Source organism: Nonomuraea sp. NPDC050153 (assembly GCF_044460125.1).
Lineage (GTDB): Bacteria > Actinomycetota > Actinomycetes > Streptosporangiales > Streptosporangiaceae > Nonomuraea.
The window spans coordinates 56,711-70,803 of record NZ_JBITJQ010000007.1 but is presented as its reverse complement, the minus strand read 5'-3'; the positions used below and the strand labels follow the sequence as shown (position 1 = coordinate 70,803).

15 protein-coding genes are annotated in these 14,093 nt (G+C 68.8%); 9 read left to right on the top strand and 6 right to left on the bottom strand.

Going from position 1 to position 14,093, the window contains the following annotated elements; genetic code table 11:
* Positions 1-68 precede the first annotated feature (68 nt).
* Positions 69-1,010 (top strand): esterase/lipase family protein, encoded by a 942-nt coding sequence (locus ACIBQ1_RS19580; protein WP_397279233.1) that lies wholly within the window; start codon positions 69-71, stop codon positions 1,008-1,010.
* Positions 1,011-1,309: 299 nt separating this feature from the next.
* On the opposite strand, the gene ACIBQ1_RS19575 is transcribed toward ACIBQ1_RS19580, so the two are convergent.
* From ACIBQ1_RS19575 to ACIBQ1_RS19560, 4 genes are all read right to left on the bottom strand, one after another.
* The gene (locus ACIBQ1_RS19575; RefSeq protein WP_397279231.1) at positions 1,310-1,843 is read right to left on the bottom strand and encodes an SDR family oxidoreductase; all 534 of its coding nucleotides are present in this window, start codon (positions 1,841-1,843) and stop codon (positions 1,310-1,312) included.
* Between the two features lie 155 nt (positions 1,844-1,998).
* Positions 1,999-2,814 carry an SDR family NAD(P)-dependent oxidoreductase gene (locus tag ACIBQ1_RS19570; protein ID WP_397279229.1) on the bottom strand — a complete coding sequence of 272 codons (816 nt, stop codon included), beginning with the start codon at positions 2,812-2,814 and terminating at the stop codon, positions 1,999-2,001.
* Positions 2,815-2,967: 153 nt separating this feature from the next.
* Positions 2,968-4,419, bottom strand: a complete 1,452-nt coding sequence (locus tag ACIBQ1_RS19565; RefSeq protein WP_397279227.1) for an MFS transporter — start codon at positions 4,417-4,419, stop codon at positions 2,968-2,970.
* 181 nt (positions 4,420-4,600) lie between these two features.
* On the bottom strand, positions 4,601-6,052 hold the full coding sequence (locus tag ACIBQ1_RS19560) for a sensor histidine kinase (protein ID WP_397279225.1): 1,452 nt from the start codon (positions 6,050-6,052) through the stop codon (positions 4,601-4,603).
* Positions 6,053-6,135: 83 nt separating this feature from the next.
* On the opposite strand from ACIBQ1_RS19560, the gene ACIBQ1_RS19555 reads away from it, so the two are divergent.
* The 4 genes from ACIBQ1_RS19555 to ACIBQ1_RS19540 all read left to right on the top strand — a co-directional run bounded on the left by ACIBQ1_RS19555 (position 6,136) and on the right by ACIBQ1_RS19540 (position 9,552).
* A complete protein-coding gene (locus ACIBQ1_RS19555; RefSeq protein WP_397279223.1) occupies positions 6,136-6,816 on the top strand; it encodes a response regulator in 681 nt (226 codons plus the stop codon).
* 107 nt (positions 6,817-6,923) lie between these two features.
* Entirely contained in the window at positions 6,924-7,742 is an 819-nt protein-coding gene (locus tag ACIBQ1_RS19550; protein ID WP_397279221.1) for an SDR family oxidoreductase, read from the top strand.
* A 38-nt stretch (positions 7,743-7,780) separates the two neighbouring features.
* The gene (locus ACIBQ1_RS19545) at positions 7,781-8,593 is read left to right on the top strand and encodes an HpcH/HpaI aldolase/citrate lyase family protein (protein WP_397279220.1); all 813 of its coding nucleotides are present in this window, start codon (positions 7,781-7,783) and stop codon (positions 8,591-8,593) included.
* Entirely contained in the window at positions 8,590-9,552 is a 963-nt protein-coding gene (locus ACIBQ1_RS19540; RefSeq protein ID WP_397279219.1) for a cyclase family protein, read from the top strand. Before ACIBQ1_RS19545 ends, ACIBQ1_RS19540 begins: the two co-directional genes overlap by 4 nt.
* Before the next feature lie 363 nt (positions 9,553-9,915).
* Here the strand turns inward: ACIBQ1_RS19540 and ACIBQ1_RS19535 are convergent, their stop codons facing one another.
* Positions 9,916-10,176, bottom strand: a complete 261-nt coding sequence (locus ACIBQ1_RS19535; protein WP_397279217.1) for a LacI family DNA-binding transcriptional regulator — start codon at positions 10,174-10,176, stop codon at positions 9,916-9,918.
* A 182-nt stretch (positions 10,177-10,358) separates the two neighbouring features.
* Here ACIBQ1_RS19535 and ACIBQ1_RS19530 point away from each other — a divergent pair, with 182 nt between their 5' ends.
* Positions 10,359-11,558, top strand: coding sequence for an aminoglycoside phosphotransferase family protein (locus ACIBQ1_RS19530; RefSeq protein WP_397279215.1), 1,200 nt, complete (start codon positions 10,359-10,361; stop codon positions 11,556-11,558).
* Positions 11,559-11,738: 180 nt separating this feature from the next.
* Here ACIBQ1_RS19530 and ACIBQ1_RS19525 read toward each other — a convergent pair whose 3' ends face one another.
* A complete protein-coding gene (locus ACIBQ1_RS19525; protein WP_397279213.1) occupies positions 11,739-12,284 on the bottom strand; it encodes an isocitrate lyase/phosphoenolpyruvate mutase family protein in 546 nt (181 codons plus the stop codon).
* Between the two features lie 5 nt (positions 12,285-12,289).
* On the opposite strand from ACIBQ1_RS19525, the gene ACIBQ1_RS19520 reads away from it, so the two are divergent.
* The 3 genes from ACIBQ1_RS19520 (at position 12,290) to ACIBQ1_RS19510 (ending at position 13,956) form a co-directional block, all read left to right on the top strand.
* Complete coding sequence (locus tag ACIBQ1_RS19520) at positions 12,290-13,000, top strand: STAS domain-containing protein (protein WP_397279211.1); 711 nt, start codon at positions 12,290-12,292, stop codon at positions 12,998-13,000.
* Positions 13,001-13,296: 296 nt separating this feature from the next.
* Complete coding sequence (locus tag ACIBQ1_RS19515) at positions 13,297-13,503, top strand: cold-shock protein (RefSeq protein WP_055509312.1); 207 nt, start codon at positions 13,297-13,299, stop codon at positions 13,501-13,503.
* A gap of 327 nt (positions 13,504-13,830) precedes the next feature.
* Positions 13,831-13,956, top strand: a complete 126-nt coding sequence (locus tag ACIBQ1_RS19510) for a hypothetical protein (RefSeq protein ID WP_397279210.1) — start codon at positions 13,831-13,833, stop codon at positions 13,954-13,956.
* Positions 13,957-14,093 lie beyond the last annotated feature (137 nt).

The following is a 14,093-nucleotide window of genomic DNA, read 5'->3' as shown; positions in this document are numbered from 1 at the left end:
CAACTGATTCACAGAATGATCGTCTGCACGCTAATCTGCCTCCGACCTCACGGAAACGGAGACTGTGGATGCACAGATTAGCCAGATCCGGTTTTGCCCTGTCCTTGGTCGGGGCCATAGTCGCGGCCACCTTGATCGCCACCGCGCCGGCCGCGTCAGCCGCGCCCGCGCGCGCCAACGGACACCGGGTCACCGTCATGGTCCACGGGTTCGACCGCGAGGCCGACATCAGCTGCTCCGGCGCATGGAACAGCGCCAAGAATCTGCTGAACGCCAATGGTTGGGGCGACGTTGTCACCTTCGGCTACTACAACAAGGCCACCAACTGCGACCTCAGGCTCCAAGGAACCACCGACACGCGCATCCAGGAGGTCGGCCGCCAGTTCGCGTGGACCGTCTACTACCTGTACTCCAGCAAGGACGTCGCAATCGACGTCGTGACGCACTCCATGGGCGGTCTGGTCGCGAAGGCGGCCATCGAAGGCGTCAACAGGTACGGCGTGGGCAAGCCGCCGCCCGACCTGAGCGGGCTGACGGTCGACCGGAACAACCTCGGCGCGACCGTGTGGCCCAGAGACTGGCCCCCATTCCTGTACATCGAGGACATGGTCACGTTCGCCACGCCACACCAGGGCATCGGCAGCGCGGTGGTGACCGCGTGCGCCGTAACCCACGAGCAGTGCAGCGACATGCGTCCGGGCAGCGGCTTCATCAGCTGGCTGGGCAAGCAGCCGCTCTCCCAGATGGGTACGGACTACACCTTCCTCGCCTCGGAGACCGACGACACCGTCAGCGCCAAGTCGGGGACCAACGACCGCACCGCCCACCATTGGGGCCTGTACAGCTACAACACGGAGGGTGGCACGCTGACCCACACCTCCATCAGGAACACCTCAACCGGCGACTGGCAAGCGTCGTACGGTGGGCAGTTCAGCGACGAGGGTACGGGCTCGTATCCCGCGCCGCTCCCGCGGATGCTGGACGGCCTGTACGACCAGCAGGCCCAGTAGCGCAGAACGACGATCGACCACGGCACGCCACAGGGGTGGCGTGCCGTGGTCGATTCCGGCCGGGTCGGGGACAGCGCGTAGTGGAGAGCACGCGGACACGCCGGTCGGCGTGCTCGATGGCCACCAGGATGTATCAACTCCCCCTGCACCCGTCGACGGCCCCACCCTCGGTTCTCCCGTGCCAGGCCAATGATCAGGTCGTTCCTGGACGCCCGGGCCGATGCGGGTGGTCCGGGCCCGGCACGGCAGACGTCGGTGCCGCCGACGATTGACCGCGGCCCGGCAACATCAGCCGGTCGTCACGCTCCCAGCGGGCTGGGTGGGGTGAACGCGTCGATGACGCCCGCGTCCCACAGCGCGAAGGTCCCCGAACTCCGGCATTGCGAGAGTCCACCGTCGACGACGAGCTCGATGCCGGTGATGTAGGACGAGTCCTCCGACACCAGGTACGTCACCGCGTTCGCGACGTCCTCCGCGCTGCCACGCCGGTCTCCGGTGTCGTCCCGGATCAGCGGGATGACGCCGGGCAGACATGCCGCCGATTCCCGGAGAACGCCCGGCAGCACGACGTTCGCGCGGATGGCGCTGTCGCCGAGTTCGAGGGCGAGACCGCGGACGAGGCCGGTCAGCGCACGCTGCATGACCGCCGTCGCCGTGACGCCGCCTTCGGCTTCGGAGCCGAGCGGCGGGCTCACCACGACGACGGCGCCACCGGCATCGGCCATCCTCGCCCGCGCTTGCGCGATCACCGTCTCGATGTGCTCGATCGTGGCCCCGATCGAGGGGCCGAATCGTCCCGCCGCGTCGATGTTCGCCGAACCTACGATGATCACGAGCGCTCCGACCGGTTCGGCGGAAAGAGAGGGGTCGCCGTCGTGTTCCGCGATGGAGCACACCGTCCATCCGTCGTTCTGGAGCGCCTGGGATACCGCGCCCCTGACAGCACCGGGGGCGCCGGAGAGGAGCGCGCGCCGTTCTTTCCCGGCCATCAAAGGCTTCCCTTCATCTTCTCGACGAGTGACCCGAAGTCGGCGGCCACGGAGGGGACCCGGATCGACTTGCCGCCGTCGATGACGATCTCCGCTCCGGTGACGTAGGAAGAGGCGTCGGACGCGAGGAAGACGGCAAGCCCGGCGATGTCGGCGGGAGTTGCGCCGCGATCGGTCGTATCGCGGCGGCCGAGCGGGATGCGTCCCATGAAATCGTCCGGGATCTGCCGCATGTAGGCGCTGCTGCGGACCACTCCGGGATGGATCGAGTTGACGCGGATACCGTCCTTGCCGAACTCGAGTGCCGCGGACTTGGTGACCCCCCGGATCGCGAACTTGGAGGCGACGTAGGCCATGAGGCCGACATCGGCCTCCACTCCCTGAAGGGAGGAGACGTTGATGATCGAGCCCCTGCCGCCGCGGCGCAGCGACGGAAGGGCGGCTCGCATGCCGAGGAGGGCGCCTTCCAGGTTGACGGCGAGTGTTCGCTCGTAGTCGGCCGGCGCATAGCTCTCGACGTAGGTCGACGCCCCGATGCCCGCGTTGTTCACCAGCACGTTGAGCGGGCCGAACCGGTCTTCCACCGCCGTGATGGCCCGCTCCCATGCCTCCGGTCGTGCGACGTCGAGCTCGACGAACATCGCCGCGTCGCCCAGCTCCGCAGCGAGCGTCGATCCCTGCCGGCGATCGACGTCTCCGATGGCGACGCGAGCTCCTTCGCCGACGAACCGCTGGGCGATGCCGGCGCCGATGCCCTGTGCGGCGCCCGACACGAGCGTTACCCGCCCGTCGAGCTTGCTGCCGTGAACGCTCATGCGGCGGCGTCCCGGCGCGTCCCGCAGAGGTCGGTGTGGTGGACCCGCGCCGCCCTGATGACGGCGACGCGGTGTGAGGCGAATCTGTCGGTCATGGTGTGTACTCCCGGTGGCAAGGAGGAGCGGGACGTTCGCGATGGCTGGGCCGGCCGGTCATGCGGGCGCCGCGGACGGGGTGCCGTCGGCGGTGACCGTCGCCATGCCGCTGCGCCGCTCTCGGATCATGAGCACGGTCAGGAACCCGGCGAGTGCGCTGACGCTCATCATGCCCATCGCCAGCCCGAACGCGCTGACCTGCGGGAACTGCGTTCCGGGGGCGACGGCCGTGGAGAGCATCAGAGCGACGAGCGAGGTGCTGACCGCCTGGAAGAGGCTCCTGACGACGACGTAGAAGCCGCTGCCTTCGGCCATGTTCTCCTGCGGAACGGATTCGGCGATCAGGTTCGGGATCGAGGTCAAGGTGAAGGTGGAGGTCACCGCCATGACGAAGAAGACAACGGTGATCATCACGAGGTTGTCGCGGACGACGAATATGGTGGGGAGCACCAGGGTCGCCGCCAGTGTGCCGATCAATGCGGCTCGCTTGGCGCCCCACCGGCTGGCGACCGCGCCGGCGACGGGAGACATGGCGTACCCGAAGACCCCGAGCACGAGCGAGAGCACGCCGGCCGCCGACGCGGTCAGGCCGAGGCCGACCGGCGCCGATTCGGGGTATTGGAGGATGACGGGCTGCAGGATGAAGAAGCCGCCCATGGGCCCGAGCGCGAAGAACGCGATCATCGCCATGGTGAGCGCGAACTTCGGTTGGGCGAGCAGCCTCAGGTTGAGGATCGGCATCGGGTTACGCAGTTCCCACCACACCCAGAAGGCGGCGAGCACGATGCCCCCGATGACGCAGCTCAGCACCAGCGAGCTGGTCCAGCCGGCGGTCCGCGAGCTCGATACTCCGTAGAGAAGGATGGCCAGGGCGGGGACGAACACCAGCCCGCCGACGTAGTCGATCCTGTCTCCTGGCTTCCACAGTTTGGGCGACGGAGCGAGCAGGACCGCGCAGAGAATCGCCGCCAGAAGGGCCAGCCCACCCGAGGCGATGAAGATCGCCTCCCAGCCGACGGTGTCGACGAGAATCCCGGCCACGAGGTAGCCGATGGCCGCGGCGAAGGTGACGGTCCCCGCGACGACGGCGATCGTCACCGGCACGCGCTTGGGCTGCACGGCCTCGCGGGAGATGCCCATGAGAAGCGGCAGCACGGCTCCCGAGACGCCCTGGATCGCCCGCCCGACGATGATCGCCTCGAACGAGCCGAACGCCACGCTGATCACGGAGCCGAGAATCGACAGCGCCAGAACGATGATCAGCACGCGCCTGCGCCCGAACAGGTCGCCCAGCCGGCCCCCGAGGGCGCCAGAGGCGCCCGCCACCAGCAGGAACCAGGTGACAGCCCAGCCGACGTCGGTGGTGGTGGCGCCGAACTCCTTGATGAGGTGCGGGATGGCCACCGTGAGCATGGTCGCCTCGAAGGCTCCGGTCGCTTCGGCGATGATCAGTGCGAACAGTACGAGACCGTACGGCCGCAGTCTTCGTTGGGTGACGTGAGTAGTCATCGGCATCCTCCGCTCAAGCCACGTCCACACGCGCCGAGCAGGCGTGGACGGGTGGAACACCCCCGTACTGCACCGTCAGCGTGACGTCTTGCCACCGTCCGCGCATACGCCCTCTGTCGCGACCTGACCGCGACAGATGTCTCGTTGTGAGGTGCCGCCCACTTCCCCGGTTCTTTCCGGTTCAACCCGTCCAGGGCTCGAGCGAGCGTTGAGCGACGGCCCACTCCGACTCGTACTCTGGGACAATCCGCACGATCACGGTCGTTCCTCCCGACTGCCGGATCGTCACGTCGCCGCCGCGCCGTGCGGCGATCTCCGAGACGATGGACAGCCCCGCTCCGGTCGACACCGCGGCCCCCGCCTTGCCGGTCCGGCCGTCGTCGGAGATCTCCAGCACGAACATCTTGCTCTCCGGGTCCAGTCGCGTATGGACGCTCACCCTGGACGCGAGCGCATGCTTGTCCACGTTGCGGAAGGCTTCCTGCACGATGCGCGCCACGTCCTCGTTGAAGTCGGAGCTGAAGGCGTCCACGTCGCCCGCATGGCGCACGTCGACCGCGATCCCGGTACGGCCGCCGAGGTCCTTGGCCAGGTCGTCGACGTACTCGGCCATGCCGACCCCCTCCATCACGTGCCGTCGCTCGCCGATGAACATCCGTACGTCCACGACCAGCTGCTCGGTCAGCCTCCGCACCTCGAGCACCGTCGCGCGATGCTCGTTCTCGAGGTCGCCCGCCTCGAGCTTCGCGAGGTGGAGCGCGAGGACGAAGAGGTCCTGGGCGAGCGTCGCGTGCAGGTCGTCGTTGATCCGCTGGCGCTCGATGTCCGCGCCCTGGACCCGCGCCCGCCGCATGAGCTCGGAATACTGCAGGGCCAGCGCGAGCCGGTCGGCGACGTCGCACCACAACCGGACACGCCCCGGGGTGATCGGACGCTCGGCCGGCCAGGACCCCGCCACCACGCCGAACGGGCCCGACGAGGTGCGCAGCGGGATGCTGAGGTACGAAAACCCGCTGGTCAGCCCAACGAAGGCGCGGATCGGCGCGAACCGGTCGTCGACGCGGACGCGGTCGTACCAGGCCGGGTCGACGATGACACGATCTTCCTCGAACGCCTGCAAGGTCAGCATGGGAGCGCCGTTGCGCCGGCAGCGCTCCATCGCGGCGAGCTCGTCATGGCCCATCTCGTGGCTGCCGGCGAACGTCGGGCTCCCCGAGGGATCGACCAGCACGATCATCGGCCCGACCAGCTCACTGGCTTGGAAGAAGTCGATGGTGAGGTTGTGGACGACAGTCGACAGGTCCTTCGACTGCGCGACCGAGGCGAGGTTGTCGATCTGGAGCCTGCGCAGAGTCGCACGATGCCCTTCCCTCGCCGGCGCGGGGAAGAGCGTGATCTCCCATCCTGGCCGGTCCGGGTGGGGCCGGAGCCGATATTGTGCGCCGCTCCCCGCGACGGCTCCCCACGCCGTACGTGACGAGCCGGGGACTCGTACGACGTCCGACTCCTGGGCGAGCCCGAGGATCCGGAACACCTCGGCGCTCCCGCCGCGGAATCTCCCATCAGGATGCAGGTCGGCCGTGATCCCGTCGGCGGGCAATCGGTCCTGTGCTGTTCCACGTCGCGCTGGCACGCTTGTAGTGTCCTTTATGTCGGGATCAGTGTCACCCGAAAACTGCCGTACAGGGAATCACGACGGCTTTCGAGGGAGAGGTCATGCCGGGAAGCCAGGGAGACATCCTGCGGGTGTATCTGATCGACGATCACGAGATCGTGCGACACGGCCTGCGCTCGTTCCTGGAGGCGGCAGGCGACATCGAGGTCGCCGGCGAGGCCGGCGACGGGCGTTTCGCGCTGGCGGAGCTCCACCAGTACGCGCAGGCGGGGACACCCGTCGACGTGGTGCTGCTCGACGTCATGATGCCGGTGCTCGGCGGCATGGACGTGGCCCGCCGCATCAACTCCATGCCTAACCCGCCGAAGGTCGTCATCCTGAGCGGGTACGGGGACGTCGAGCGCGTCCGGCTCGCGATGAGCATCGATGTCGCCGGCTACATCCTCAAATCGAGCCGGCCCGCGTACATCCTGGACGCGATCCGGGCCGCGCATCGTGGCGAGCTCTACCTGGACCAGGCCGTGGTCATCCGGCTCGCCCGCGCCGTCCCGGACCCGGCGAAGGGCGCCCCCGAGCTGACCCCGCGCGAGCGAGACGTCGTCGCGCTCGTCGCCCGCGGCAAGTCCAACATCGACATCGCCACCGACCTGTCCATCAGCGAGCGCACCGCGCGCACGCATGTGAGCCACCTGCTCGGCAAGCTCGGACTCGAATCCCGCGTGCAGCTGGCCATCTGGGCGATCGACAACGGCTTCGCCAGGAGCGCGCGACCGCGACCGTGAGTGCGTGACGCGCACTGCGACAATTGTCGCTCATAGCCCGAGACATCCGACTCTTCCAGTCTGCCGCCGTCGGTGACGACACTGGTGCGCGAAGGGAGCGAGATGCCATGAGCAGGGTGAACGGGAAAGTGGCCTTCGTCACGGGCGGAGCCGGCGGCATCGGCCTGGGGATCGCGAAGGCCTTCGCGCGAGCCGGTGCGAAGGTGGCGGTCGCCGACATCGACAAGGCCGCTCTTGAGGAGGCCACCGAGGGACTGCGCGCCTCCGGGGCGGAGGCCGTCGCCGTGCCGCTCGACGTGACCGACCGGGCCGGGTGGGAGGCCGCGGTGGACCAGGTCGAGAAGTCGTTCGGAACCGTGCACCTCCTGGTCAACAACGCCGGGGTCAGCACGGCGGGGATGAACTTCGAGGACGCAACCCCCGCGATCTGGGACCGCGTCGTGGCCATCAACCTCACCGGCGTCTACAACGGAATCCACCACTTCCTCCCGGGCATGCGCGCCGCCGGCGGCGGTCACATCGTGAACACCGCCTCCGCGGCCGGGCTGGCGGGTTATCCGCACCTGTCCCCGTACGCGGCGACCAAGTTCGCCGTCGTCGGGTTGAGCGAGTCACTGCACGCGGAGTTCGAGAGCGACGGGATCGGCGTCAGCGTGCTGTGCCCCGGGCTCGTGCGGACCCGTCTGTGGCGCACGTCGCGCAAGGTGCGCGAACTCCCGGACGTCGACGTCCCGCCGGACGACGTCACGGCCATGTCCGCCAAGCCGTACGGGATGGACCCCGACGAGGTCGGGCGGCGGGTGCTGGCCGGCGTGGAGAACAACGACCTGTACATCTTCACCCACCCCGAGTTCCGGCAGCCCGTCCTGCAGCGGCAGGAGCAGCTGATGCGCGGTTTCGACCAGGCCGATTCCTTCTCGCCCTGACCACCGGCGCACGACCAAGAGAATCCCGAGGAGAGAGCATGAGGAACCCGCCTCGCCGGATCAGGACCAAGCTGGAGAGGGGCGAGAGCGTCTTCGGCGTCACCGTCCAGCTTCCCAGCCCTGAATCCGTGGAGATCGCCGGCTACGCCGGCTATGACTTCGCCTGGATCGACGCCGAGCACGGCACCATGGGCATCTCGGACATCAACCATCTCGTACGCGCGGCGGACGCCGTGGGGATCGACTCGATCGTCCGCGTCCCCGACCACAGCGCCTCGTTCATCCAGCGCGTCCTCGACACGGGCGCGACGGGGATCATGGCGCCGCACATCCGCACACTGGTGGAGGCGAAGTCCGTGGTCGAAGCGGCGAGGTTCGCGCCACGGGGCGTTCGCGGCGCGTGCCCCGCGACGCGGGCCGTCGGCCACCTGACCGAGGACTGGTACGGCGACTACGTGCGCGCCGACCAGGATGTCCTGGTCTTCGGCCTGATCGAGGACGTCGAGGGTGTCGAGAACGTCGAGGAGATCGTCCGGCACTCCGGGATCGACGGCATCCTGTGCGGCCCCTTCGATCTCGCCATGTCGCTGGGCCTCCACGGAGACGTGACCGATCCGCGCGTCACCGACATGCAGACCCGCGTCGCGCACGCGGCCCGGGACGCCGGCCTCCAGTACGTCGCGATCTCGGGCTGGGAGAAGCGGAGCACGGAGCGACTCGTCGAGGACGGCGTGCGGATCTTCAACGTCTCGGGAGACCGCGGCGTGCTCCACATCGAGTTCAAGAAGGCGCTCGCCCAGGCCGCCGCCGCCGTCGCGGCCGCGGGCAAGCCGGAAGCGGTCGCGTCATGACGGAGTCCACCGCGGTCGGCAACGTTACGGCCGAGGACGTCATCGGCTACTTCGACTCGTTGTCGAACTGGGGTCGCTGGGGGGAGGACGATCGGCTCGGCACGCTCAACCTGATCGCGCCGGAAACGCGGGCACGCGCGGCGCGCCTGGTGACGGAGGGCAAGGTCGTCTCGCTCTCCCGGGACATCGACCCAGCGGCTCCCGACCCCCTCGGCACGGGGTTGAGCCTTGTGCAACGGCACATGGGCATCGGCGAGGTGGAGCACCATGTCGGCAAGGGCGCCTCGCGGTTCGACGCGGTCACCGAGTTCGTCGGCATCGCGGCGCACGGCTCGAACACCCACCTCGACGGACTTGCTCATTACTCGTGGGACGGCAGGACGTACAACGGGTTCGAGGTCGCGGAGACCATCACCTCGCTGGGCGGCTCGAAGAAGCTGTCGGTGCGCGACGCGAGCGACGGCATCGTCTCCCGCGGGGTGCTCCTGGACATCGCGCGGCTGCACGGTGTGCGGTGGCTGGAGCGCGGGCACCCCATCATGCCCGAGGAGCTCCTGGAGGCGGAGAAGGCCCAGAACGTGGAGGTCGGGCCCGGGGACGTGCTCATCGTCCACACCGGGAACGTCGCACGCGTCCTCGCCGAAGGCCCCGACCAGGTGAATCAGGCGGGACTTCACGCATCCTGCCTGCCGTTCCTGCGGGAGCGGGACGTGGCGGCGCTGGGGAGCGATGCCATTCAGGACGTCCAGCCGTCCGGGTACCCGGCGTTCGACCTGTTCCGGCCGATCCACACCGTCGGGCTCGTCGCCCTCGGGCTTTGGCTGATCGACAACATGGAGCTCACCGAACTCTCCGGCGAGTGCGCCCAGCGCCGCCGGTGGGAGTTCTTCTTCGCGATGCTCCCTTGGCGCATGGTCGGCGTGACGTCGAGCGCGACCAATCCGATCGCGATGTTCTGAGACCGCGAACCCTGGCGATCCGCCGGGTCTCCACCAGGGCCACGAAGCTGGGCCGACGTGGTGCCGAAAGGTCACGGGATGATGATCACGGGGAACGCGTACACCCGGAACTCGTCGATCAGATCCAGCAGGGAGGCGCCGCGGCTGGACAGCGATCCTCATCGGACTGTCACGAATCGCCCTGCCCTACACGGTCGCCACGCTCCCGCTGCCGCCCGACCCCGTCTCGCAATGGTTGCCGCGGCTCACCCCCGCCGCCGGCTACGCCGTCCAGCAGACGATGACCCGGAGCCCGAGCAGCCGGTTGAGCGCCTGCCGTTCGAAGTTCGCGCCCTCGGTCGGCGACGGGGCGACAGTGATCATCTACAGCCCGAGCCGGCTGATCTCGGCCTGCAGTTCGCTGAACAGTTGGCCGTACGCCGGATTGCCCGGTCCGCGCAGCAGCAGGCCGATGATGTCCGAACTGCTCGCGGCCGGCGATCGGGCCATCTCGTCGGGGATGTACCCGAGCCGCTCGGCCGCGGCATGGACCGCGTCGCGGGTGCTCGGCGCGACCGGAGCGGTGCCGTGGAACACCCGCGACACGGTCGCCCGAGAGACACCCGCTTCCGCGGCGACCGCCATCACCCGATCCCGGACGCGAGAGCGCGGCCGGGATGGCCGGTCTCGCTGCGCGCTCAGGCGCACGGCCTGGGCGACGTGGTCGTGCGGCGCCTCGTGCCGCGCCTGCGATCGCGAGGTTCACGTGGTGCCGCACCGGCGGTTATTCCGTGGCGACCGCCGCGGGGAGCGATCACACTGAGCGAATGGACAGGACAGTCAGCGCATGGATTACATCGGGTGACGAGCGGCTCGGCGTCTTCGGCCCGTTCGCGGTGGATGTGCCGTGGTGGGCCGAAGTGGAGCCGGTCGTCGCGCACCTGCGCCAGGCGCTCGGCGTGGACGTGCTGGTGCTGCGCCTGTTGAACGTGGATGGCGGCGAAGGCGCCCGCGACGGTCATGTGACCTATCACGTCGAAGCGCTGGAGCGGCCCGCGCCCGGGCGGCTGACAGCCCCGCTACCCGCCGATCATGCGGTGCTGGACAGGCCCGAGCGGCTGCGGGCGCCGTGGGCACGGATCGACGGGCTGCGGGAGCTGTTCGGCTGGGCGGCGGACGCGCTGAGGACGGCCCGGCGACCGCTGACCGGGCCGATCCGGCAACGCAAGACCTGGAATCTGGCCGGGCTGTTCCTCCTGCCCACCGCCCGGGGGCCGGTATGGCTGAAGGCCACGCCGCACTTCGCCGCCGACGAGGCTGCCGTCATGGGCATGTTCGCGGCCCTGGACCCTGGACTGGTTCCCACGGTCGTGGCGTCGGGACCGGGGCGGGTCCTGCTGGAGCACCTTCCCGGCGAGGACTGCTGGGAGGCGCCCGTCGAGATCATCGACAGCGCGGTGAGGCGACTGGCGTCCGCGCAGGCCCGCCTGGCGGGCGCGGTCCCGCCCGGGTTGGCGGACCGGCGCGGACCCGTCGTCGCCGACCGGGTCCGCGATCTGCTCGCCGGTGACGTGGGCGGCGAGCTGACCGCCGAGGAGCTGGCGGGGGCGTACGAGCTGGTCGAACGCTGGCCCATGCTGGCCGAGTGCGGCCTGCCCGACACGATTGTGCACGGCGACTTCCACCCGGGAAACTGGCGCAGCGACGGCGGGCCGCCGGCCGTGGTGGACTTCGCCGACGCGCACCTCGGCAACCCGGTGCTGGACGGGATACGGGCCCGTGACTGGCTTCCCCCCGCCAAACGACCCGCCGCCGCCGAGGCCTGGATCCAGGCCTGGACCGCTCACGTACCCGGTTGCGACCCGGCCCGGGCACTCTCGATCGCCGAACCGCTGTCCCACCTGGACTACGCCGTCCGCTACCAGGAGTTCCTCGACGGCATCGAATCGTCGGAGCGGATCTACCACCTCGGCGACCCGGCCGCCTGCATCCGCGCCGCCCTCCGGTCCGTCGTGATCATGGACTGATGATCCGATCGACGGCCACGCCTGGGCGGGGAGCCGAATCAGCGGGACGTCCGCCGCGCCCGGTCGGTGAAGCGCTGACCGATCCGTCCTCGGGGCCACCGGACGAGGTGATGCTCGGGGTTCCCAACAATCCCTGTCCGCGACAGGCTGGCAGCCTGGATCTGAGCCCGCCCGCGAGCCTCACTCCGTAATCTGGTACCGCCGCTCCAGCACGGCATGCTCGTCGAGGCCGATCAGCTTGTTGAACTCCGCGAAACCGAGCATGTTCCCGAGCATCGGACGGGTGTCGCCCCGGGTGGCAAGTGTCTCGAGGTGATCCCGCATGCCCCTGGCAGCGGGCAGGTCGACAGCGGCCGTGAAGGCGGCGACCCGCGCCACCATCTGCGTCATCGTCAGGTAGCCGACGTCGGGCTGGCCCAGCATGCTGGCCGAAGTCTGGAACCCGCTGAGGTAGACCGCCTGGAAACCCAGCGCCTGGGTCAGCCGCGCGCCGGTCCCGTCGTACGCGCCCGGATGGCGTGATCGTCGAAGCCGTTTCAGCGGCCCGTGACCGATCTGCGCCGGACGGCTGGAATCATGACGGATTTTTACTTCTGAAATGAGGTAAATAGGGAAGCGACCTATAGTCTGAAGCCACCGAGGACATTTCGAGCGTTGGCGATCAGGTCGGCGTCGCCCCCGGCGATGGACCTCACCCGGGCTTTTGCGGAGGCCCAGACGGGCCAACGATCATGACGTCTCTACTGCATCACCCGGCACCGAGCGCCGCCGTCGGCGCACCCCCCGCGATCGACTCCACGGTTCGGCTCTCACTGAAACCCGTCCTTGGCCGGCGGGTCCGGGCGGACTGTCCCCACCTGATCGCCCGGCCGGCCATGCTCATGCTCCTGGCCCTCGCGTTCCACGCAGGACCCGACCCGGCGGCGCGCTCGCCCGGCATCCACCGGCCGGCCGAGCCGGCCGAGCCGGCCGACACGCCGCAGATCGACGAACTGGCCGGGTGGGAGAACGAGGGCGGCCATCTCACGCGCCAGAACCCACAGGACGCACCCGTCCCGCAGGTGACCGGTGAAGCCGTTCGACAGCAACCCGCATCCCTTCCTCGATCGGAGCATCGCATGGTCGTCGTCGACGCCTTCCCGCTCGGCAGGGCCGATCCGTCAGAGCCGACCACCATCCGCCTGTCGGGTGAGCTCGACATGTTCACCAGCCCAGAGCTGCGCTCGCGACTGCTGGACATCCTGAAGTCCAGCACCAGCCTGCTCATCCTCGACCTGTCCGAGGTCACCTTCTGCGACGCCTCCGGCCTGGCCGTCATGGTCGGCGTCCAGCAGCGCGCCCGACGGCTGGGCATCAGCCTGGCCCTCGCCGCCCCTCGCCCGTTCATGACCAAACTGCTGCACATCACCGGCCTGGACCGCACCCTGCCGATCGTGGTGTGAAGGATCCGCCTGTCAGACTTCCCGATCGCCGGTCGCGGCGAACGAGGTCACCCCTGCGGCCATGGATGACCCCGGCACTCGGAACGCCGGAGAAGCGGCGAGGCATCGCGGCCCGTGTGCTAGACTTCAGCCAGTTGCAGTTGTGGTACCCATAAAGACTTTGTGTGCGCCTGAGAGAGCATGCTCTTCGGGCGCGTTTTTGTTTGCCGGTCATTTCCGGATGGGCTCATTACAGCGACGTGGGATTCGCGCGGTGCGAATTCTGTACGTTATGCACGCATCCAAAGGAGATCGACATGGCTACCGGAACCGTGAAGTGGTTCAACTCCGAAAAGGGCTTCGGCTTCATCGCGCAGGACGGCGGCGGCGCCGACGTCTTCGCGCACTACTCCAACATCGTGTCCAACGGCGGCTACCGTGAGCTGACCGAAGGACAGAAGGTGGCCTTCGACGTCGTCCAGGGCCAGAAGGGCCCGCAGGCGGAGAACATCGTCCCCGCCTGACCTGACGCGTGTCGCGGAACGGGCCGGTGCGCACCTGTGCGGGCCGGCCCCGTTCCGTTCGCATCCCCGCCGCCGATCCGTGCTACACACGCCGCGACAGGGCGGTCCGGGCAAGGGCAGGCGGGTTGACCGTGCACGTCCCGGTGAAAGCACGTATCGCAGGAGGCCAGGCATTTTGGACAGAAGTCGATTTATTCCTCAACAGGGCGCATACTGGTTCCAATGAGGCCTAATAATGCCGCGGCCCGGCGACGCCTGCCAGGAAGCCCCTTCAAAGTTCCCGATGTTCCTCCGCCCCCTGTCGAACAGTTCGCCGTGCAAGACCAGGTGAGCCACGACAAATACGGCCTCGGCCGGGTCATCGCGGTCGAGGAGGACGTCGCCGTTCTCGTCGATTTCGGCGCGGAGACACGGCGTATCACCGCGCCGTACCCCAAGCTCGTCAAGCTGTGACGACGGCAAAGGTCTTCCAGACGTCCGGCAGCACGGTGTCGGCTTAGTCGGCCATGTCCATGGTCGCGATCGGCTCTCCCGCCCACGCCGTCCAGCGCCCGCTCGCGACGGAGGCGGGCGTCGCTCTCCCGCTCACC